At 73.2% G+C, this 21,680-nt stretch carries 16 protein-coding genes; 5 read left to right on the top strand and 11 right to left on the bottom strand.

Annotated elements, in window-relative coordinates; translation table 11 throughout:
• Position 1 precedes the first annotated feature (1 nt).
• Together GA0115234_RS04550 and GA0115234_RS04555 are read right to left on the bottom strand one after the other, a co-directional pair.
• The gene (locus GA0115234_RS04550) at positions 2–1,939 is read right to left on the bottom strand and encodes an HAD-IIIC family phosphatase (RefSeq protein ID WP_093539535.1); all 1,938 of its coding nucleotides are present in this window, start codon (positions 1,937–1,939) and stop codon (positions 2–4) included.
• A gap of 227 nt (positions 1,940–2,166) precedes the next feature.
• A complete protein-coding gene (locus tag GA0115234_RS04555) occupies positions 2,167–4,359 on the bottom strand; it encodes an MMPL family transporter (RefSeq protein WP_093539536.1) in 2,193 nt (730 codons plus the stop codon).
• Between the two features lie 269 nt (positions 4,360–4,628).
• Here GA0115234_RS04555 and GA0115234_RS04560 point away from each other — a divergent pair, with 269 nt between their 5' ends.
• Together GA0115234_RS04560 and GA0115234_RS04565 are read left to right on the top strand one after the other, a co-directional pair.
• Positions 4,629–5,903: an FAD-dependent monooxygenase gene (locus GA0115234_RS04560; RefSeq protein ID WP_202553361.1), complete on the top strand. Its 1,275-nt coding sequence runs from the start codon at positions 4,629–4,631 to the stop codon at positions 5,901–5,903.
• A gap of 32 nt (positions 5,904–5,935) precedes the next feature.
• Positions 5,936–7,162 carry a cytochrome P450 gene (locus GA0115234_RS04565; RefSeq protein WP_093539537.1) on the top strand — a complete coding sequence of 409 codons (1,227 nt, stop codon included), beginning with the start codon at positions 5,936–5,938 and terminating at the stop codon, positions 7,160–7,162.
• Positions 7,163–7,410: 248 nt separating this feature from the next.
• On the opposite strand, the gene GA0115234_RS04570 is transcribed toward GA0115234_RS04565, so the two are convergent.
• The 4 genes from GA0115234_RS04570 to GA0115234_RS04585 form a co-directional block, all read right to left on the bottom strand.
• Positions 7,411–7,593, bottom strand: a complete 183-nt coding sequence (locus tag GA0115234_RS04570) for a hypothetical protein (RefSeq protein ID WP_093539538.1) — start codon at positions 7,591–7,593, stop codon at positions 7,411–7,413.
• Positions 7,594–7,669: 76 nt separating this feature from the next.
• The gene (locus tag GA0115234_RS04575) at positions 7,670–7,957 is read right to left on the bottom strand and encodes a phosphopantetheine-binding protein (RefSeq protein WP_093539539.1); all 288 of its coding nucleotides are present in this window, start codon (positions 7,955–7,957) and stop codon (positions 7,670–7,672) included.
• 7 nt (positions 7,958–7,964) lie between these two features.
• Positions 7,965–9,242, bottom strand: coding sequence for a decarboxylase (locus tag GA0115234_RS04580; protein WP_093539540.1), 1,278 nt, complete (start codon positions 9,240–9,242; stop codon positions 7,965–7,967).
• A gap of 48 nt (positions 9,243–9,290) precedes the next feature.
• On the bottom strand, positions 9,291–10,349 hold the full coding sequence (locus tag GA0115234_RS04585) for a ketoacyl-ACP synthase III family protein (protein WP_093539541.1): 1,059 nt from the start codon (positions 10,347–10,349) through the stop codon (positions 9,291–9,293).
• 217 nt (positions 10,350–10,566) lie between these two features.
• Here GA0115234_RS04585 and GA0115234_RS04590 point away from each other — a divergent pair, with 217 nt between their 5' ends.
• The 3 genes from GA0115234_RS04590 to GA0115234_RS04600 all read left to right on the top strand — a co-directional run bounded on the left by GA0115234_RS04590 (position 10,567) and on the right by GA0115234_RS04600 (position 13,153).
• Complete coding sequence (locus GA0115234_RS04590) at positions 10,567–12,126, top strand: MFS transporter (RefSeq protein ID WP_093539542.1); 1,560 nt, start codon at positions 10,567–10,569, stop codon at positions 12,124–12,126.
• Between the two features lie 113 nt (positions 12,127–12,239).
• The gene (locus GA0115234_RS04595) at positions 12,240–12,764 is read left to right on the top strand and encodes an SRPBCC family protein (RefSeq protein ID WP_093539543.1); all 525 of its coding nucleotides are present in this window, start codon (positions 12,240–12,242) and stop codon (positions 12,762–12,764) included.
• Complete coding sequence (locus GA0115234_RS04600) at positions 12,761–13,153, top strand: YrdB family protein (protein ID WP_093539544.1); 393 nt, start codon at positions 12,761–12,763, stop codon at positions 13,151–13,153. Before GA0115234_RS04595 ends, GA0115234_RS04600 begins: the two co-directional genes overlap by 4 nt.
• A gap of 67 nt (positions 13,154–13,220) precedes the next feature.
• Here the strand turns inward: GA0115234_RS04600 and GA0115234_RS04605 are convergent, their stop codons facing one another.
• The 5 genes from GA0115234_RS04605 to GA0115234_RS04625 form a co-directional block, all read right to left on the bottom strand.
• A complete protein-coding gene (locus tag GA0115234_RS04605) occupies positions 13,221–14,774 on the bottom strand; it encodes a class I adenylate-forming enzyme family protein (protein ID WP_370803824.1) in 1,554 nt (517 codons plus the stop codon).
• A 151-nt stretch (positions 14,775–14,925) separates the two neighbouring features.
• A complete protein-coding gene (locus tag GA0115234_RS04610; RefSeq protein WP_237541092.1) occupies positions 14,926–15,711 on the bottom strand; it encodes a thioesterase II family protein in 786 nt (261 codons plus the stop codon).
• Positions 15,712–15,970: 259 nt separating this feature from the next.
• The gene (locus GA0115234_RS04615) at positions 15,971–16,777 is read right to left on the bottom strand and encodes a thioesterase II family protein (protein WP_093539546.1); all 807 of its coding nucleotides are present in this window, start codon (positions 16,775–16,777) and stop codon (positions 15,971–15,973) included.
• Positions 16,765–18,303, bottom strand: a complete 1,539-nt coding sequence (locus GA0115234_RS04620; RefSeq protein WP_093539547.1) for a GMC family oxidoreductase — start codon at positions 18,301–18,303, stop codon at positions 16,765–16,767. The genes GA0115234_RS04615 and GA0115234_RS04620 overlap by 13 nt, the downstream gene beginning before the upstream one ends.
• A 4-nt stretch (positions 18,304–18,307) precedes the next feature.
• Positions 18,308–21,679, bottom strand: a complete 3,372-nt coding sequence (locus tag GA0115234_RS04625; RefSeq protein ID WP_093539548.1) for a non-ribosomal peptide synthetase — start codon at positions 21,677–21,679, stop codon at positions 18,308–18,310.
• Between the last annotated feature and the right edge of the window lies 1 nt (position 21,680).

Raw genomic sequence — 21,680 nt, forward strand, 5'->3', positions numbered from 1 at the left:
CTCAGTCCGTGTCCCGGGCGAGGTCCGCGGTCAGGCGGACGTGCCCCGGCACCTCGGGCAGGGCGCGCAGGTCGTGCCGGAACGTCACCTCGCCGGTGGCGTCCTCGCCGGTCTCCGTGAAGCCCAGCGACGGGCAGAGGCCGCGCACCTTGCGGTTCTTGGCGGTCGGCCGGTAGCGGGCGTGCACGGCCGGTGCCCCGGCCTCGCGGGCACGGCCCAGCACGGCCGCCAGCGCGGCCTGCTCGATGCCCCGGGCGAAGACCCGGCAACTGAGCAGCGCGTTGTCGATGTGCCAGCCGTCCCCGGCGGTCCGCGCCAGCACCAGGCCCACCAGCCCGTTGTCGCCGAACCGGTCGGTGGAGCGGACGGCGAGCACCAGGTGTTCGGCGGAGTCCAGCCGGGTCCGGATGTCGGCCGGCTGCAGCCGCTCGGTGGTGAGGTTGAACTGGTTGGTGCGCAGGGTGATCTGGGAGGCCCTGGCCACCTCGTGGTCCCGCACCGGGGAGAGCGCGACCCGCACGTCGAGCCGGGCCAGGTACTCCTCCATCGAACCGGCGCTGTCCAGCAGGTCCTGGCGGGCGGCCTCGGTCCGGTACTGGCCCGCGCGGGCCCGGTCCTCCGTGGTCAGCGCGGCCACGTCGAACCAGCCGTCCGCGAGCAGCCGCTCCACGTGCAGGGCGGGTTCCTCGTCCAGCCGTACGACGGCCACCTGGGGCAGACTGCTGGCGACCAGCCCGCACTCGAAGGGGGAGTCGTCGGCGAAGACGAAGCTGTCCACGCCGAGGTTGAGCTTCCCGGCGATGTCCAGCAGATTGCCGTCCTTGGGCTCCCAGTTGGCGTTCACCCGGACGAAGTCGCCCTCCCGGAGCACCATGTCGGGGTGGTCGCGCAGCACTTCCAGCACCGGTTCCTGGTCGTTCTTGCTGGCCACGGCCAGCAGCACGCCCTGGGCACCGAGCTGCGCCACCACCCGCTGGAAGCGGCCGAACGCCTCTCCCCGGTACGTGGTGGCCGCGGCGATGCCCTCGGGGCCGTCGTCGCCCAGGATGCCGTCCCACAGGGTGTTGTCGAGGTCGACCACCAGTACCTTCTTGGCCCGCCCGCGCAGACCGCGGGCCAGGTGGCCGATCTCGCGGGCGTACGCCGCGAGCAGTTCCTCGCCGAGGTGGGCCTTGGCGTATCCGGCCAGCCGGGGCTCGTTGACCGGGCCGCCTGCGGCGACCAGCGGGTCCAGGTCGACCACGCGCACCCGCTCGTGGGCGGCGGCGATGCGCAGCAGACCGGCGTTGAACTCCCGCCACGCGATCCCGAGGCGGGCCCGGGACCGGGCGTCGACCAGCTGACGGGTATGGGTGGGCAGCAGCGGCAGGGTGTTGAGCACCAGGGTGCCGGTGCCGTGCTCGACGTAACGGGCGGCCAGCGACTCCAGCAGGCGCAGCTTGGCGGCGACGGCCTGTTCCAGGTCCTCCACCCGCCAGGGGTGCGGCAGTTCGTCGAAGACCACCTGGGCGTCCAGAACGCACAGCGCGAGGTCGGTGCCCGTGGCGTACAGGTCGCTGCCGGTGTCCTGGAGGTCACGCAGCCAGGAGTCGTAATCCCCGGAGCGCAGCTTCGGTACGAAGCCGTGGCGCGCGAGTTCGGCGGCGAGAGGGGCGGTGAGGGCACCCAGGGTGGAGTGCCCGGTCACCGCCACGGTGACCGCCTCCAGCCCCTCGCCGCCGTCCAGCACCTCCGCCGGGTCGAGCCGGGCCAGCAACTGCCCGGCCCGGACCAGGTCGCCCCCGGGCGCCCCGGCCGGTTCGGCCGCCGTCGCCAGTTCGGCCAGCAACCCGGGCACCTGCCGGAACTCCTTGGCCAGCCGCCCCTCGTCGTACAGGACGCGCAGCCGGTCCAGCGGTCCGGTCCGTTCGCCGGTGACGGTGTTCACAACCGCGGTCACAGCCTCTCCTTCGCCGCCCCTGATGAGCCGCGCCGAGCCTGCGGGGCGCCTCTTAAGGCTTCCTTGCGTGCCCCCGGACCACGTTGTGCAGCAGGCTCTCGGAGAGGGCGGGAAGGGGCCCCGTACCGGTTCCGACATGCCGTCCCACTCCCCCGTACCGGTTCCGGACATGCCGAACGGCCCGCTCCGCCACTTGACTTGGGGGAGACGGGCCGCTCCGGCGTGCGTCAGGCCGTCGGCCCGGCCACCGGCTCGCGGGCTCCCTTCGTGGCGGGTGCGGCGGCCTCCGTCCCGGCGGGCGGGCCCTCCATGCGGTCCAGGCGCAGCGCCGAGTGCAGCCTGCGCAACGGTGCGGGCGCCCACCAGGTGGCCGCGCCGAGCAGCGCCATCAGCGAGGGCACCAGCAGCGCCCGCACCACGGTGGCGTCCAGCAGGACCGAGAACGCGGCACCGATCCCCAGCTCCTGGACGAACACCAGCCGGGACATCGCCAGCGCGCCCACCGCGATGCAGAACAGCACGGCGGCGCTGGTGACGGTGGCCCCGATGCTCGCCAGACCGTCGGCCACCGCCTCCCGGTCGTTCCGGCCCGCGGCCCGCGCCTCCTTGATCCGCCCCAGCAGGAAGACGTTGTAGTCGGTGGAGAGGCCGAAGGCGAGGGCGAAGACCAGCACGGGCGTGGTGGTCTCCAGGCCGCTGTGGGCGGCGAAACCGAGGTTGCCGTCCTGGAAGGCCCACACCAGGAACCCGAACGCGGCACCGGTGGAGAGCAGGTTCATCACCAGGGCCATGAAGGGCAGCAGTACCGATCCGGAGAAGGCGAACAGCAGCAGCACCGTCACGAGTGCGAGTACGCCGAAGGCCTCGGGCAGCCGGTCGGCGATACTGCCCCGCTGTGCGAGGAAGTCCGCCGTCGTGCCGGTGTACCGGGCGGTGACGGGAGCGTCCAGGTCCACGATCCGCTGGCCGGCCTTCAGTGCCGCCGTGTCGAGGGGGTTGCCGGTGAGGATCGCGTCGATCTCCCAGTGTCCCGCGTCCAGGCGCTGCGGCGAGCCCACCGACTCCACGCCCGGCACGGCGGCGATCCGCCGGGCGTACGCGTCGAGCCCGGACCCGTCCGAGGTGTCGGCGACGATCTGGAAGGGGCTGGCGGCGAGTTCGTCGAAGTCGGCGGAGAGCCGGGCGGCGACCTGTCCGGCGCTGATGTCCTTGGGCAGCGAGGTCGGGTCGACACCGGTGAACCGCACCCCGACGAGCGGGGAGGCGATGAGCAGCAGGACGGCGGTGGCGAGCAGCGCGGAGACCGACGGCCTGCGCATCACCGCCGAGGCCAGCCGGTGCCAGCGCCCGGCGGTGGCGCGTCCGGCCCCCGCCGTCCGCTGCCAGCGGCGCGGGGCCAGCGCGTTGATCCTCGTGCCCAGCACGGCGAGCAGCGCGGGCAGCCCGAGGAGCGCGAACAGGGCGGCCGAGACCACGGTGATGACGCCGGCCAATCCCATGGAGCGCAGGTACGGGTGGGGGAAGACCATGATCGCGAGCAGTGCCGCCGCCACCGTGAGCGCGCTGAACAGGACGGTGCGGCCGGCCGTGGCGACCGTCCGCCGCAGCGCGTCGGCCCCTGGGCCGTGTGCGGCCAGCTCCTCCCGGTAGCGGGTGACGATCAGCAGGCCGAAGTCGATGGACAGGCCCAGCCCCAGGGCGAAGGCGAGGCTCATCGCCCCGGTGGAGACGTCCATCATGGTGGTGGCGATCCGCAGGCCGGCCATGGTGAGCAGCAGGGAGACGATGGCCCCGAGCAAGGGCACGAGGGCCGCCACCAGACCGCGGAAGACCAGGAACAGCGCGATCAGGATGATCGGTGTCGCCATCCCCTCGGCCTTGGCCAGGTCGGTGTCGGAGACCTGGGCCACCTGGACGTGGCCGGGTGTGGCGCCGCCGAGCCAGGTCCGGTCGCGGAGGGCCGGGTCGTCCTTGATGGCCTGCTGGAGCTCCTCCTCGGCCGTCCTGGTCTCGGACTCGGCCATCGGGCGCACGGCACCGACGATCACGGTGCTGTGCCCGTCGCGGGAGATCAGCGCGGGGTCGGCCGAGTAGTCGAGGACCTGCTTGACCTCGGGCCGGGACTTCAGCAGCCGGCCGGCCGCGGTCACGGCGGCCGGCGGTGTGCCGGTGCCGGACAGTCGCTCGTCGGTGCGGACCAGCAGCAGATAGCCCTGCTGGGAGTCGATTCCGGTGGCCCGGGTGATGATGTCGCGCGCGACGACGTTGCCACCGCCCGGGTCGTCGTAGTCGGACAGCCCGTTGGTGAGCTCATTCTGCACGGAACCGCCGAAGACCGCGGCCAGCACGGTGATCAGCAGCGTCAATAACAGCGCGACTCGCCGTCGGGCGTGGAGAGCCGAGCTCAGAGCGGAGAACATCGATCATTCCTTCCGTCGCGCAGCCGTCGGCACGGCCAGCGCGGGCGCAGAACAGACACGTGCGCCCCAGCCTGGGCCAGGGCCCTTGGCTCTCGCTAAGGGCTGCCCCATGAGGCGTGTCGTACCGGCCTCATGACGATCCGTCACTTACCCGAAGGACCCCGTGTTCTCGTCCCCGGGCCGTGTCGCAAGTCGGGCTTTAGGGGGTGGGCGAAGGGTGGGGGCCAGACCGTTTCCGCGGACTTCACCGAACACGCGAGGAGCAAGCCATGACAGACACGGCCGGGCCCGGATCGGTGAGTACGCAGGTGTGCATCGTCGGCGCCGGCCCCGCCGGGCTGACGCTGGCGCTGGAGCTGGCCCGCCGGTCCGTGGCGGTCACCGTGGTGGAGCAGAGTGCCCACTTCAACCGCTCGTTCCGGGGCGAGTCGATCTCGCCGGACTCGGTGTGGCTGCTGGAGCGGCTCGGGATCCTGGACAAGGTCCGCGACAGCACCCTGGAAACCCACCGGATGGAGATCCGGGACGGCGGCCGGCTGGTGCTGAACGCCGAATTCTCGGCCTTCGACCAGCCCTGCCCGTTCCCGATGGAGCTGCCGCAGCCTCCGCTGCTGGCCGCGCTGGCCGAGGAGGCCGCCGCGCTGCCGGGCTTCACCCTGCTGCGCCGGTCCACGGCGGTGGAGCTGCTGCGGGAGGGCGAGACCGTGACGGGCGTCCGGGTCCGTGGCCCCGAGGGCGAGACGGAGGTGCGAGCCGCGCTCACGGTGGCGGCGGACGGCCGGTTCAGCAAGGTCCGCGAGATGGCGGGGCTGCCGTACGAGAAGATCCCGCTGGAACGGGACTTCGTCTGGTTCAAGGTGCCGCAGCCCGAGGTCTGGGACCCGCACACCTACCGGGTCCGCATCAACGGCGACCGGCACGGGCTGTTCATCCCGACCGTGCCCGACCTGGTGCGGGTGGGTTTCAACATCCCCAAGGGCGGGCTGCGGGAGATGCGCAAGCAGGGCATCGATTCGCTGTACGCCCGGGTCGACGAACTCGCCCCGGAGGTCTCCGAGGGTGTGCGGACGTCCGTCACCAGCTGGTCCGACACCTCCATGCTGGACATCTTCACGACCGTGGTGCCGCGTTGGTCGCTGCCCGGCCTGGTGCTGGTGGGCGACGCCGCGCACACCCTGACCCCGGTACTGGGGCAGGGCGTCAACCATGCGATCGCCGATGCGGTGGTGCTGGCGCCGCTGGCCGCCAAGGCCCTCGCCGGTGGCGGCCCCGACTCGCTGCTCGTCGCCTGCCGGCGGTTCCAGCAGGCCCGGGAGGAGCATGTGGCCCGTTCCCGGGGCCTGCAGATGCGCCAGGAACGGGCGTTCGCGCTCGGCGATCCCGCAAAGGTGGCGCTGCGCCGGCTGGCCTACCGCCTGGTGAGCTCCAACGGCTTCCTCAAACGCAAGATCGTGGCGGGCATCTACTACCCGCTCCAGGAAGCACACCGCAGCGGGCGCGCCGTGCTGCCCGTGGCTCCCCGTCCCACCAGCTCCCTGAGCTGACCGTCATTCACCGAATCGGAGAGGAACGACCGATGACCGCACAGCCCGACGCAGCACCTTCCCCGGACAGCCAGGAGGTGCTCGCCTACCCGTTCGAGCGCGAGTCCGCGATGCAGGCCTGCCCGGTCTACGGCCACCTGCGGGAGAACCAGCCGGTCGCCGAGGTGCGCATGCCCAGCGGCGACCACGCCTACCTGGCCACTCGCTACGACGACGTGCGCACCGTGTTCTCGGACCCGCGGTTCAGCCGCGCCGCCACCCTGGAGGACGGCGCGCCCCGGCTCGCGGCGGCGCCGCAGAAGTTCAAGAGCCTGCTGAACATGGATCCGCCGGAGCACACCCGCGTCCGCAGGCTGGTCTCCCGGGAGTTCACCGTCCGACGTGTGGCCGCCCTCCGGCCGCGGATCCAGGAGCACACCGACGCGCTGCTGGACGCCATGGCGAAGAGCGAGGGGCCGGTGGACCTCATCCCGGCGCTGGCCTTCCCGCTGCCGGTGACCGTGATCTGCGAGCTGCTCGGGGTGCCGTTCGAGGACCGGGACAAGTTCTCCGCCTGGTCCAGCGCGTTCCTGGCGACCACGTCGCGGACCAAGGAGGAGATGCTGGCGGCCCAGACCGGCCTGGTCACCTACCTGTCCGAGCTGGTCGCGTCCAAGCGGGAGCAGCCGGACGAGGGCCTGCTGTCCGCCCTGGTCTCCATCCACGACGAGGACGGTGACCGGCTCAGCCACGAGGAGCTGATCTTCCTCGGGATCAGCCTGCTGGTGGCGGGTCACGAGACCACCGTCAACCAGATCGCCAACAGTGTGGTCGCGCTGCTCACCAGCCCGGAGCGCCTGGCCGAGCTCCAGGCGGACCCGTCGCTGATCGACGCCGCGGTGGAGGAGCTGCTGCGCGCCTACCCGCCGGGCGACGAGGGGCTGCTGCGGATCACCACCGAGGAGGTCGAGCTGGGCGGCGTGGTGATCCCGAAGGGCTGCGCGGTCCTGCCCGGTCTGGCGTCGGCCAACCGCGACCACCGTCAGTTCACCGACCCGGACGAGCTCGACTTCCACCGCCCCAGCAACGCGCACTTCGCGTTCAGCCACGGCACGCACTACTGCATCGGTGCGGGGCTCGCCCGGCTGGAGCTGCAGATCGCGATCGGCACGCTGTTCCAGCGCTTCCCCACCCTGAAGCTGGCCGTGGCGCCCGAGGACCTGCCGCGTCCCTCGGGGATGCTGGTGCACGGCATCACCTCGCTGCCCGTGGAATGGTGACCTCCGCCCTCCCGCCGTCCTGACAGCGAGAAGCCCCCGGTCCCCCGGGGGCTTCTCGCCGTCGGTGCGCCGGGCCACCGGCCCGCGGCGGCGGCGCGGTCGCGGTCGCGGACGCAGTCGCAGTCGCAGTCGCAGTCGCGTGCAGGAGATCCGATCACGCCGGGGTACCCCCGGTACGCGAGAAGCTCCCGGGCCGACGAGGGGATCTCGTCGGCCCGGGAGCTCTCTGCGGCGCGGAGGGCGGCGGCTCAGTGGTCGGCTTCCGCCTTGGTCCGGTGCGGTTCCTCCGGTCCGGGGTCCGTGGTGGCCTCGGTCGTGGCGGCCACGGCCTCGTCGGCGGGCTGTTCCCCGGCGGCCTGCCGCCGGCGTCTGCGGGAGCGGAACCAGAACGCCAGGCGGACCGCGATCGCGGCGATCGCCGCGGAGATCACCGCCTGCTCCGGAACTGGATGGGGCGCATGGGGACTCCTGTACTGGCGCGGGAACGGGAGAACGGTCGGGGCGGCGTCAGGCCGCGTCGACCGACCGCCCCGCGCGCAGCGCGGAGACCACGTCCCACAGCTGTGCCGGGGTGGCGAAGGTGTCCGCCACCAGGTTCTCGTCGGGGATGCTGATCCCGTACGCCTGCTCCACCTGTACCAGGAGCTCGACCATGGCGAGCGAGTCCAGGCCCGCGGCGCGGAGACTGGCGTCGGCCGCGAGCGGGCCCCGGGCCGCGAGCCGGGGCAGGGTCTGGTGCAGCAGGTCCTCGAAGGCCGGGTCCCAGGGGCCGGCCTGCCGGTTCTCGTCGGTCATGACGGTTCTACCTCCGTACGGTGGGGGGTTCGGGTCGGTGCGCGGATGCGCCGGTGGCGGGCTCCAGGGCGTGGCGCCGCAGCGCCAGCCGGGTGGCCGAGACCACGCGGTCGCCGTCGGTGAGCACCTCGGCCGGGGCCGGGTGGCCGAGGAAGCCGAGCAGGCTCGCGCTGAGGCCGTACGCGCCCGCGTTGGGCACGGCGAGCAGGTCCCCGGAGCGGACCCCGGGCAGCTCCACCGCGCGGGCCAGGATGTCGGCCGGTGTGCACAGCGGACCGGCCAGGGTCACCGGTGCGGCCGGTTCGGGCTCCTCGGGCCGGGCCGGGCCGGTGGGCTGGGCCCGCAGGGGCAGCAGCCTGCCGAGACCGGACAGTCCCCCGAGGTGGTTGATCCCGGCGTCGAGCACCGCGTAGGTGCTGCCCCGGCTCGGCTTGACGTCGGTCACGGTGCACAGCAGCCGCCCGCTGTCGCCGACCAGGTACCGGCCGGACTCGAAGGCCACCACCGGCTCCCCGTCGCGCCAGCCGGGCAGGCTCTCGTCCAGCACCTCGGCCAGCGCCTCGCGCAGCCGCCGGTACACCGGTCGCTCACCCGCCGTCGCGTACGGGCAGGCGAAGCCGCCGCCGAGGTCCAGCAGCCTGAGCTGGATGCCCAGTTGGTCACGGAGCTGGGCGGCGGTGCGCACGCTCTGGGCCAGTTCGGCGATCAGGCCGTCCTCGTCGGCGGCGTTGGTCAGCGGGAAGAAGTGCAGCCCGACGACGCGGGTGCCGGGGACCAGCAGCCGGTGCGCGTCCTTCGCGAGCCAGTCCAGGTCGAAGCCGAACTGGGAGGGCCCGCCGGTCATCCGCAGCCCGGCGGTGCCCGGTGCCCCGGCGGCGTTGATGCGCAGCACACAGTCCGCGACCGCGCCGTGGGCGGCCGCCGCCGCGCCGATCCGCTCCAGATCGCCGAAGGACTCGGTGGAGAAGGCCCGCACTCCGGCGCGGATCGCCTCGTCCAGTTCGACCGGCACCTTCCCCGGCCCGGAGTACAGCAGCTCCCCCGCCGGGTGTCCGGCCTCCAGCGCGGCGGCCAGTTCGCCCCGCGAGGTGACCTCGGCGTGCACCCCGCCGCGGCGCAGCTCGGCGACCAGTCCGGGGTGCGGGTTGGCCTTGAGGGAGTAGTAGACCCGGGAGGGCTGCGGCAGGGCTTCGCGCAGATCCTGGGCCGCCGCCCGGACCCGGGCCAGGTCGTAGACGTAGAGCGGACTGCCGTACGCCGAGACGAGCTCAGGATCCGTGACCATGGAGGTCCTTCCGTGACAGCGCGCGGGCGGCGGGAGTGAGCGGCCGGGTCACGGACCCACCTCGGTGCCGGGGCCGCCGGCGGCCTGCCAGTCGGGCTCCGCCACGATCTCCAGCACCGCGCAGGTGCAGGTGAAGCCGGAACCGCTGCCGACCAGCAGCACCTTGTCGCCGACGCGCAGCGCGCCGGTCTCGGCCAGGTCGTTGAGTCCGGCGAACTGGTCGGCGGCGCCGAGGTGGCCGGCGCGGCGGGCGAACTCCCAGGTGGTGCGCTCCTCGGTGACGCCGAGCATCTTCTGTACCTGCCACTCCATCTTGCTGCGCCCGGTCGCCGGGATGACCGTCCAGGCCAGGCCCTGCCGGTCGGTGCCGGCGTCGGTGAGGGCGGTGTCGATGGCCTCGCCGACCACGGCGACGAGGCGCTCGGTCGCCTCCCGCAGGCTGCCGTGCTTCTGTATGTAGTGACCGACCCGCTCGCTGAGGGTCTCCTGCTCGCCCTGCGGCAGCGGCTCGAAGCCCTTGCCCCGGACGACCGCTTCCAGGGAGTTGTTCGAGACCGTCGCGGTCGACACCAGCTTGGCGAAGCCGCGCTGGTTGGACAGCACCACCGCGGCGGCGCCGTCACCGTAGACGATGCCCTGCTCCTGCCGCCACCGGCGCATCAGCGGCGCGCCGAACCGGTCGGCGGTGCTGAGCACCGCGCTGGTGCCCGGCGCGGCCGACTCCAGCCGGTGGGCGGCGAGTTCGAGTCCGGCGAGACCGGCATTGCACTCCTGCTTCAGCTCCACCGCCGTCACACGGGTGCCGACGGCGTGGTTGGCCACGTAGGAGGCCACCGGCCAGCCCTCGATGCCCTGGAAGTAGATGTAGCTGTGCACCAGGAGCGGGACGTCCTCGGGCGAGGCCCCGGACCGCTTGAGCGCGGTGGTCACGGCCTGCACGGCCATGTCGGGCGGTGCGACGTCGTCGGGGGCCACCCGGACCGACAGCAGCCCGTCGGCCTCGAACTGCTCGGGGTCGTACTCTCCCGAGTCGACGGCGGAGCGCGCGGATACTGCCGGAGGCAGCCAGGCCCCGGTCCCCGACACGTACATGTTTTGCCAGCGCATTGGGCCTCCATTCCTCGTGACGGCTCGCCAGGCAATGGAGCTTCGCCCCACCCCGCCGTCACCGGCATCCTCCAAGCGCCGACTTGGGCGACGCTAAAACGAACGCCCGGATCCGCGGGTGGCCGCGGGCGCACAAGCCCGGCTTCAGCCCGGCGGCCGATTCTGGGGGCGCGGCGGCCGCGATCGCGAGCCGCCCCGCCTACGACAGGAGCCGAGCATGGAGGAATCCCCCCAGGACGGAGCGGCCCCGGACCCCCGCCGGTGGTGGGTGCTCGCGGTGCTGTCCGCCGCGCTGTTCGCGATCCTGCTCAACAACAGCCTGCTCAACGTCGCGATCCCGCAGATCGTCCGCAGCACCGGCGCGTCCATCTCGCAGATCCAGTGGATCGTCGACGCCTACATGCTGGTGTTCGCCGGGGCGCTGCTCACGGCCGGGACGCTCGGCGACCGTTACGGCCGCAAGCGGGCCACCCTGGCCGGCACCGCGACGTTCGGGGCCGGTTCCGTGGTGGCGCTGCTCGCCGACGGTCCGTCCCAACTCCTGGTCGCCCGCGCCGTGATGGGTCTCGGTGCGGCGTTCGTGATGCCGGGCACCCTGGCGATCCTGGTGGATGTCTTCCCGGCCCCCGAGCGGGCGCGGGCGATCGGTGTGTGGGGCGCCGTCTCCGCGTTCAGTGTGGCGGCCGGTCCCGTGCTGGGCGGCACACTGGTCGGCCACTTCTGGTGGGGGTCGGTGTTCCTGGTGAACCTGGTGCCGGTGGCGCTGGTGCTGGTGGCCGGTGCGGTGCTGCTGCCGGAGTCGGCCGATCCGGTGCCGCGCGCCGCCGATCCGGTGGGGGCGCTGCTGGGCGCCGGCACGATGGCCGCGCTGGTCTACGGGGTGATCCAGGTCTCCGGGCACGGCTGGTCCTCGCCGAGCGTGCTGGGGGCGTTGGGAGGCAGTGCGGTCGCCGCGGTGGCGTTCGTCGCCTGGGAACGGCGGCACCCGCACCCGATGATGGATCTGGCCCTGTTGCGCAAGCCCGCCTTCATGGGGGCGGGGGCCGGGAACATGCTGCTGATGGTCGGCCTGGCCGGGACGTTCTTCGTGCTCACCCAGCGGTTGCAGTTCGGCCTGGGCTACAGCCCGTTGAAGGCCGGGCTCGGGATCATGCCGAGCGCGTTCGCGGTGGCGCTGGGCTCGGTGCTCTCGCCGCGGCTGACCGCCCGTCTCGGTGTACGTGGCGGTGTCACCGGAGGGATGGCGCTGGCCGCCGTGGGTGTCCTGGTGGTGGGTGTGGTGGACGGTGGGTACCCGCCGGTGCTGGCCGGTCTGGTGCTCGCGGGAATCGGCTTCGGGCTGGCGATGGCACCGGCGACCGAGACGGCCATGTCCCTGGTCCACCCGGACCGTTCGGGCTCCGCGGCGGCCCTCACCGACACCATGCAGGAGCTGGGCAACGCGTTGGGGGTGGCGGTGGTGGGCACCGTGCTCGCCCGCCGTTACGCGACGGGGACGGCCGATCTGCCGGGGACGGCCGGCCGCTCGCTGCACGACGCCCTGGAGCTCGCGGACCGTACCGGTGGGCAGGCCGGGACCGCGCTCGCGTCCGCCGCCCGGCAGGCCTTCGACCACGCCGCCGCGGCCGGACTGGGGGTCGCCGCAGCCGTAGTGGCGGCGGGTGCCCTGCTCGCCGCCTTCCTGCTGCCCGGCCGCACACCGCCACCGGCCGGACCCGGGTCCGCGCACGAAGTCGAAACAGTCCCGGCGGACCGCCGATCGAGCCCCGTAGAGTGACGATCAAGGGGCGCGGTCCGTGACGGGGGGCACGCTGCATCGGCCCCAACACCCCCGTACGCACCCGCCCCTCTCCCTGTCCATATCCCCATCCACCAGCAGGAGGTGTCCCCATGACCGGGTCCAAGGGCTCGTTACTCAGCAGGGCGGCGTACGTCGGCCCATCCATGCAGACACTGCACACGGAGTACGCGAAGAGCGGGCGGATCGACGACCGGGCACCGGTCGTCGCGGCGTGCGAGGTGACGGTCGACGCACCGCCGGACGTCATCTGGCAGGTGCTCACCGACATTCCACGATGGCCGGTCTGGGTTCCCGGTGTCCGGGAGGCGGAGCTGAGCGGTGATTCCCCGGCTCCGGACCTGGCCTTCCGCTGGGTGCTGAACGGCATGCGGATCCGCTCCACACTGGCGGTCGTGACGCCCGGGGAGGAGATCGCCTGGACAGGCCGGCTGGCCGGCTCACGGGGGGTCCACCGCTTTCTGCTGCGACCGGGGCCGGACGGCCGCACGATCGTGCGGTCCGAGGAGTCGATCGGCGGCGCGCTGATCGGCCTGTACTACAGCAGCGCGAAGCTGACCACGGTCCTGCGGGGCTGGCTGGGCGCGCTGAAGAACACGGTGGAGGAGGGGAAATGAGCACGACGACCAACCTGGCTCTGGCCTACAACCCGGTATTCCTGGGCATCCGATTCCTTCTTGAGCTCTTCGCCCTGTACTGCTTCGGGCTGTGGGGCTGGCGACGGGTGCCGGGCCCGCTGCGCTACGTGGCGGTGGTCGCGATACCCGTGGTGGTGGCCATCGTCTGGGGCGACTTCGCCACCGCGGGCGACGAGGCCCGCTCGGGCGAGACGACGTTCGACACCCCCGGGCCGCTGCGCCTGCTGCTGGAGGTGGCCGTGTTCGGCGGCGGCGCCGCGGCGCTGTGGCACGCGGGCATGCAGAAGGCCGCCCGCTGGTTCCTGATCGTGCTGGTCCTCTACCACGTGGCGGCGTACGACCGGATCTGGTGGCTGCTCCAGCACTGAACGCAACGGCACACGGCCCGTCCCCCCGGGGGGACGGGCCGTGTGCCGTACGTCCGCGGTCAGAGCCTCACGGCTGGCTCTGCGCCGCCGGGTCGGCTGCCAGCAGGGCGCGCAGCGCCTTGCTGTCGGTCTTGCCGTTGGCGGTGAGCGGCAGGGCGGGCAGCACCTGGCAGAGCTCCGGCACCTTGGCGGCCTCCAGCCGGTCGGCGAGCTTCGCCAGCACCTGCTCCGCGGTGAGTTCGCCGACGACGAAGAGCACCATGTCCCGGCCCTCCTCCGGAGCCAGCAGGGCCGACTCGCGGACCCCGTCGATGTCCAGGACCGCGGCCTCGATCTCCACCGTGCTCATCCGCGAGCCGCGCCGCTTGAACAGGTCGTCCCGCCGCCCCTGGAAGTACAGGTACCCGTCCTCGTCCAGCCAGCCGTAGTCACCGGTGTGGAGCGTCACCCGGCCGTCCTCCGGGCTCGGCCGGAACCGCAGCGCGGTGGGCTCCGGGGCCTGCCAGTACCCCGCCATCACATGCGGTCCGCACACCGCGATCTCGCCGATCTCGAACGGGGGCAGCCGCCGCCCGTCCTCGTCCACGACCAGGACCTCGGTGCCGGGCAGCGCCCGCCCCACCGAGGTCGGCCGCGCCAGGTCCCCGTCGGGTTCCAGGACGGTGATCCGCTTGCATTCGGTGGTGCCGTACATCGGAGCCACCGCCGCACCGGGGAAGGCGTCCCGCAACGAGGTGATCAGCGAGGTGTTGAGCGCCGCGCCGGTGTTGGTGAACAGCCGGATCCGGGTCGGCCGCGGATCGCGGGAGGCCAGGCGCACCAGCAGTTCACCCAGCGAGGGCACCAGCGGCACCACGGTGGCACCGTGGTCGCGGGCGAACCCCAGCAGCCGGGCGTGGCTCTCCGGGCCCGACAGCAGCAGCTCGGCGCCGGCCAGCGCGGAGAGCAGGACCTGGTAGAGGCCGTAGTCGAAGGAGAGCGGTACCGCGGTGAGCACGACGTCGTCCGGGCGGTAGTTCAGCCGCTGCGCGACCGCTCGGGCGGCGAAGACGACCTGTGCGTGCGGGCAGGCCACGGCCTTGGGTGCGGCGGTGCTGCCGGAGGTGTAGATCAGCAGTGCCAGGCGGTCGGCGGGCACCTCGGCCTCGGTGCGCCCCGCCGGGTCGGCGGGCCCGGACAGGTCCAGCTCGGAGACGACGGCGACGGGCACCCCGGACGGCCAGCGCTGCCCGTCGGCCTCCTCGCGCTCCGCCGCCTCCGCCACGATCAGCGCCGGTGTCGAGTCGGCCAGCACCGGCTGCAGGTGAAAGGCCTTCATCGCCGGGTTGATCGGGACGAGGACCGCGCCGCGCCGCCAGGTCCCGAAGAGCAGCGCGGTGAACTCGCGGATGCTGCCCACCCGGGCCAGCACCCGGTCGCCGGGCCGGATGCCGTAGCCGTCCAGGATCCGGGCGAAGGAGTCGGCCGCGGCGTCCAGCTCCGCGTACGTCCAGGCACCGTAGCGGTCCCGCACGGCGGGTGCGCCGGGACGCGCGGTGGCGGCCGCGCCGAGGAACGCCTCGGCCGCGTTGGCGATCCGATCGGCGTGCTCGGAGCCGGCGGCGTTGGCGGCCCCGGCCACGGTTACGGAGTCGAGCGTGCGCGTGGTCAATGGTCCCCCTAGTCGATGACAGCCTGTCGGGGCGGCGGACCGCCGGAGCGGTCCCACCCCTTGTCCGCATGGTCGGAGAGCCTGCTTTGGCACCGCTAAAAGCGGCCGGTCCGCCGGGCGTTCAGCCCTGCCGGGCATCCGTCGGACCGGCTCCGGCCAGGTCGGGCCGGGACTCGTAGCGGCGCAGCAGGGCGGAGAGCCGGTCGAGGAACGAGTCCTCCTCGCGGATGAAGAAGTGACCGCCGGGCACCACCAGGGTCTCGCCGTACGCCGTGGAGTACCGCGTCCATTCCCGTACCTCGTCCACCGTGACCAGCCGGTCCTCGGACCCGCCGAAGACGTGCAGCGGCACGGGCAGCGGGGTCCGGTCGACCGTTCCGGCGGCGGCGCACAGCCGCAGGTCGTCGCGGACGGTCGGCAGGAGCGCGGACAGCCACTCCGGATGGTCCAGCAGCACGCGGGGCAGACCGCCGTGGCCGTCCAGGAGCCGCACCAGTTCCTCGTCACGGATGCCGGGGTCGTCGGGCAGCGGAGCCGGCAGGTGCGGGGCCCGGTGGCCGCCGAGGACGAGGGCCGCGGGCAGCCGGCTGCCGCGGACGTACCGGTGCTGGGCGAGCGCGTACGCGATCAGGGCGCCCATGCTGTGCCCGTAGAGCACGTGCGGGTGGTCGAGCTCCGGCCCGATCTCCTCGTCGAGCTCGGCCACCAGCGCGTGCAGGTCGGTGAAGCGCGGTTCGTTCATCCGCCCTTCCCTGCCCGGCAGTTGCACCGGAAGGACCTCGATGTCCGCGGTGAGTCGGCTCTGCCAGCCGGCGTACGCCGAGGCTCCTCCGCCCGCGTAGGGGAAGCAGAACATGCGCATGCGTCCCGGGGAGGGCTGTGACGCGCGGGTGAGATAGCGCTTCATCGTGCGGGGTCTCCTCTCGGTGGGCGGTGACCGCCGGCACCGAGGGCGCCCCCGCACGGCCCGTCCGGTGGCCGGAGAGCCTGCCGAGGCGCTCCGCCTGCCCGGAGAGAGCAACGGGGGATGCCGGGCCGGGCGGGCGGAGCGGCGGGCACGGCCGGAGCGGGGCACCGGCCGGCACGGCGTCAGTTTCGGCCCGGCCGCTAAAGCATCGGCTGCGCTCCGCCGCCTCGCCCGTCGCCCCCGTCCCTCGTCAGCGGCCTTACGACCCGCTGCTCACGGCCCGGTGCTGCGACCGCCGCCCGAGCAGGTCGTCCGCCAGGACCGGCAGGAACCGGTCCGGGTCGTCGTGCGGGAAGAAGTGCCCGCCGGGGAAGAGCCGGACGGTGGTGGAGGCGGCGGAGTGCCGGGACCAGGCGTCGAGTTCCTCCTCGGTGGTGGAGGCGTCCGACCGGCCGCCGTAGACGGTGACCGGGCAGTCCAGCGGCGGGCCGGGGCGGTGGGTGCGGGTCTCGGCCACCGCGAAGTCGGCCCGCAGGGTGGGCAGCATGACGTTCAGCATCGGGTTGTCGGCGTGGGCCTCGGCCGATGTTCCGTTCAACTCACCCAGTCTGGCGAAGAGTTCGTCCGGGGGTGCGTCGTGCACCGGGGTCGCCCGGCGCGGCAGGTGCGGCGCGGGCAGTCCGGCGACGAGCAGCCGGTCCGGTTCGGGCAGCCCGAGCCGGCGCTGTGCCCGGCAGAGCTCGAAGGCGATGCCGGCGCCCATGCTGTGGCCGAACCAGGCGTGCGGCCGGTCGAGCAGCGGGGCGATGTCCCGCAGGAGCGGCGGCAGCAGGTCGTCGAGCCGCTCGTAGGGGCGTTCCCGGAAGCGGGACTCACGCCCCGGCAGCCGGATCGGCACGACCTCGATCTCCGGCTCCAGGCGCTGCCCCCAGGCGCGGAAGGCGGCCGCGCCCCCACCGGCGTGCGGCAGACAGAGGAGCCGGAGCCGGGCCTGTGGCAGCGGCTTGCGGCGGACGGCCCAGGCGCCGGTCCGGGCGAGGGTCGGGGTACGGGTCAGCTCATCCATCGGGCCACCCTTTCGGCGAGTGCGAGGCAGGTCAGGTTGGGCGGGGCGCTGGTCATCGTGGGGAACACCGAGGCGTCGACGACGTACAGCCCCTCGGCGCCGTGGACCGCGCAGCGCTGGTCCACCACGGAGCCCGGGTCGTCCACCGGTCCCATCCGGGCCGTGCCGACGGCGTGCCAGCTGGGCGAGACGAACCGGGTGACCGCTCCGCGCAGCAGCCGGTCCTCGCCCACCATCCGGTCGGTCCAGACCAGCACCCGTTCCAGCAGCCCGGCCATCGGCGCCGACCGCAGCAGCTCCCAGGCCTGCCGGACGGCGGCCATCAGCAGCTCGACATCGGCCGGGTCGGTGGCCAGGCCGAGCACGATCTCCGGCGCGGCCCCGGCGTCCGTGTCCCGGATCGTGACCCGGCCCCGGGAGGCGGGCCGCAGCACCATGGCGGACAGCCCCACGGCGAGCTCGGCCCTGAGCATGCCGCCGATCAGCGGATTCGCCGCCGTGGGCACCGCGTCCAGCAGGAACAGCCCGATGTCCGCCGCGCCGCCCGCCGGGACGGACGCGCAGCGCGCGGTGACCTGGTGCCAGCTGTCCCCCGCCCGGCAGACGCCGGGGCGGGGTTCGGACCAGAGCACGACCGCGGGATGGTCGGCGAGGTTCTGTCCCACCCCGGGCAGGTCCAGGGCGGGGGTGATGCCCAGCCCGGCCAGGAGCCCGGGGTCACCGATGCCCGAACGCTGGAGCAGCGCGGGCGTGTTGACCGCTCCGGCGGCCAGGGTCACCCGTCCGGCCGCCACTCGCTGGAGCCGCCCGTCGCGCCGTACCTCGACGCCGGTGGCCCTGTTCCGTCCGTCCAGCAGCACCCGGGCCGCCAGGGTGCCGGTCCAGAGCGTCAGGCCGGTCCGTTCCCGGGCCGCCGCGAGATGGCTCTCGGCCGACGAGATCCGGCGGCCGCCGACGGCGTTGGCCGGGGTGACCCCGGCCCCGAGGGCGGCGCCGGAATTCAGGTCCCCGAGGACGGGCAGCCCGAGGCGCGCACAGCCGTGGAGAAAGGCCTCGGCCGTGGTGGCGAGCGAATCCGCGGCGGCCCGGCGGATCGGTACCGGCCCGTCCGTGCCGTGCGCCGGCCCCTTGAAGTCCTCGTCCGTCTCCAGGCCGATCAGGTACGGCCGCAGCTGCTCCCAGTCCCACTCGGTGTTGCCCGCGGCCGCCCAGGCGTCGAGGTCCGCGGGCAGGGGGCGCAGCGCGAGCGCGCCGTTGACGGCGGAGGAGCCGCCGACGGCCTTGCCGACCCCGTACGGGAACTCCCGTCTGCCGCCTGCCGTGGGCAGCGCGGTGTAATCCCAGTTGCGGCCGGTGAGGACCGGCACCCCGGCCTGCTCGTCCGTACCGTCCGGGAGTTCCCCGGCCTCGATCAGCAGGACCCGGCGTCCGGGCCGCTCGGACAGGCGGGCGGCGAGCACCGCGCCGGCCGAGCCCGCGCCGACGACCACGTCGTCCCAGTACGGGATTCCCGTTTCCGCACTCACCGGGTCAGGCCTCCTGCCGGGCCTTGAGCAGGGCGGCCAGTCCGGCCACCGTGGGGTTCTCGAAGAGCAGTTGGAGTCCTTCCTCGGTGTCGCCCTCCCAGTGGAACTCCTCCCGCACCCGGGTCAGGATCTGCACGGCGTGCAGGGAGTCGCCGCCGATCTCGAAGAAGTTGTCCTCCACTCCGAAGCCGTCGAACTCCATGGCCTGTGCCCAGATGGCTGCCACGGCCGCCTCGGTCTCGTCGCGGGGAGCGACGATCTCGTAGGCGTCCAGCTCGCTCCAGGGCACCGGCAGTCCGGCGGCGTCGACCTTGCCGTTGGCGCTGAGCGGGATGGCGTCGATGAACAGGCAGTGCTTGGGGACCATGTAGTCGGGGAGCAGTCCGGCCAGCTCCGCGAGCAGCTCCGCGCTCTCCGGCGCCCCGGTCCCGGCCGGGACGGCGTAGGCGACGAGCTGGCGGCGGCCGGTGGCGGGGTTGGTGTCCACCCGGGCGATCGCCCGGCTCACGCCGGGGAGCCGTTCCAGGGTGGCGGCGATCTCGCCGAGCTCCACCCGGTAGCCGTTGATCTTCACCTGGAAGTCGCGGCGGCCGAGGAACTCGATGTCCCCGTCGGGCAGGTAGCGGCCCAGGTCGCCGGTGCGGTAGAGCAGTTCGCCGGTCTCCGGGTGGGGTACGAAGCGTTCCGCCGTGCGTTCCCGGTCGGCCCAGTAGCCCTTGGCCACGCCGGTGCCACCGATCCAGATCTCGCCGGTCGCCCACACCGGCCGTGCCTCGAACCGGTCGTCGAGGACGTGCAGGGTCTGGTTGGCCAGCGGCTTGCCGTACGGGATCCGGGTCCACGCCGGCGGGACCTCGCCGATCGGGTGGTGCACCGACCAGATGGACGCCTCGGTGGCGCCGCCCAGGCTGATCACCTCGGCCCGCGGGTGCCGGGCGCGGACCGCGTCGGGCAGCGCCACCGGGATCCAGTCGCCGCTGAGCAGCACGAGCCGCAGGTCACCGGCCCTTTCCTCGGACGGGCGGGCGGACGAGTCGGCCCACAGCTGCATCAGGGCGGGCACCGAGTTCCACACGGTGATGCCGTGGCGCTCCACCAGCTCGGCCCAGCAGACGGGGTCGTAGGAGCGTTCGGCGCTCGGCAGGACGAGGGTGCCGCCGGCCGCGAGGGTGCCGAAGACGTCGTAGACGGAGAGGTCGAAGGTCAGCGCGGAGAGGCCGAGCACCCGGTCCGTCGGGCCCACCGAGAAACGCCGGTTGAGGTCCTGGATGGTGTTCACGGCTCCGCGGTGGTCGATCATCACGCCCTTGGGGACGCCGGTGGAGCCGGAGGTGAAGATGACGTAGGCGAGGTCCTCGGGCGCCGGTGCGGTGTCCGGCGCCGAGTCCGGCTGCGCCAGGGTCTCGGCGTCGTCCAGGGCCACCAGGACCGTCCCGTCGGGCCAGTCCAGCTCGTCGCGGTACCGGGACGACGTGACCACGACGCCCACCCGGCCGGACTCCATCAGCTGCCGACGGCGGGCCGCGGGCCACTGCGGATCGACCGGGAGGTAGGCCGCGCCGGAGGCCACCACCCCGAGAACCGCCGGGACCTGCTCCGGGCTCTTGTCCAGCACGACGCCGACCAGCGTGCCGGGCGTCGCACCGAGCCCCGCGAGCCGGTGCGCGAGCCGGTACGCCGAGGCCATCACCTCGCCGTAGCCGAGCCGGCCGCTGTCGGACAGCACGGCCGTGGCGTCCGGGGTGCGGAGCGCCTGCTCGGCGACGATGCCGAGCAGTGTCCCGCCGGGCAGGTCGAGGCCGGTGGCGTTGACTCCGTCGCGCTGTTCGAGCTGCGGGCGCGGGGCCGAGACCGTCGGGCCCAGGGCGTCCCAGAGGCCCGGCTCGCTGCTCAGCCGGTCCAGCAGGGCCTGGAAGGTGGCGAACATGTCGTCGAGCAGGCCCTCGGGGAACAGGGCCTCCACCGCGTCCCAGTTGAAGACCAGCTCCCCGTTCTCCTCCAGCACCTGGTGGTCGAGCCAGACCTGGGGGGTCTGGCTCACCCCGTGCCGGTACTCGCCGAAGAAGGCCATGCCGTCCATCGCGTCGGCGTCGCCCGAGAAGCCGAGCGCGCTGGTGAAGACGATCGGCATCCCGGCCCCGGGTCCGCTGCCGAGCCGCCGCGCCCGCTCCCGCAGGACCCGGACACCGCTGTACGACAGGTGTTCCAGGTCCTTCATCAGCTGTTGCTGGAAGCCCGCGGTCCGCCGGGCGAAGGTCTGGTCCTGGCCGCCGCTCACCTGGAGCAGGGTCAGCGAGGTGAAGTCGCCGATGATCTCGCCGAGCTGCGGGTGGACCTCGGCGGGCCGGTTGAAGAGCGTCAGGTTGAGGGTGAAGTCGCTCTGCAGCGTCCAGAGGCGCAGCACGTCGGTGAAGGCCGCCAGCAGGACGGAGGACGGGGTGAGGCCGCGTTCCCGGGCGTTCTTCTTGACCAGCTCCCACTGCTCGCGGGGCAGGCCGGCCCGGCGCCGGGTGAAGACGGTGCGGTCCGCCGAACCGGGCTGGATCGCCAGGGGCAGGTCGGGGGCGGGGGCCAGTTCGTCGAGGCGGTCCAGCCAGTATTTCTCGGCGGCCCGGTAGCGGGCTCCGTCGCGCTTCTCCTCCTCGGCGAGGACGAAGTCCCGGTAGCCGATCGCGAACGGCTCCGGCTGCCAGGTCTCGTCCTCGTAGTGACGCTGCCAGTCACGGAAGAGGAGGTCGAAGCTGTAGGCGTCCATGATGAGCAGGTCGAGGCTGATGTGCAGACGGAGCCCGTCGCGGTGCCGGGTCGCGCGGATGTCGAACAGCGGCCAGGTGTCGGGGGCGAGGACCTGGTGGTCGAGTTCGGCCCGCAGGGTCCGCAGGTGTTCCTCGAAGGCGTCCTCGGTCGCGTCGCCCTGGTCGTAGAACCGGATCCCGTACTCCGGGACCTCGGAGAGCACCCGCTGGCGGCCGTCCGGCCCGATCACGGCTCGGAGCATGTCGTGCCGGGCGATCACCTTCCGCAGGGCCCTCTCCAGGCGTGCCACGTCGAGGCCGTCGCGGTCGAGCTCGAAGTAGAAGTGTGTCGCCACCCCGCCCAGTTCCAGGGCACGGTTGTGGCCGATCCAGTAGGCGTGCTGAATGTCCGTCAGGACGAACGGCTCGTGCCGCTCGTCCGGCCGCGCGGTGAGCGCCGTCGGCTCGGCACCCTTCTCGGTGGCGCGCAGCAGGGTGATCAACTCGTCGCGCCGTGCCCGTAGTTCGTCCCGGAGCCGGGCGGTGAGCGCACCGGGCGGCGCGATCACGTCGAGACTGTCGCCGGAGAGCCTCAGCTTGATGCCGAGCTGCTGGAGCTCCGATATCAGATCGTGGTCCATC

The organism is Streptomyces sp. DvalAA-43 (assembly GCF_900091725.1).
Classification (GTDB): domain Bacteria; phylum Actinomycetota; class Actinomycetes; order Streptomycetales; family Streptomycetaceae; genus Streptomyces; species Streptomyces pulveraceus.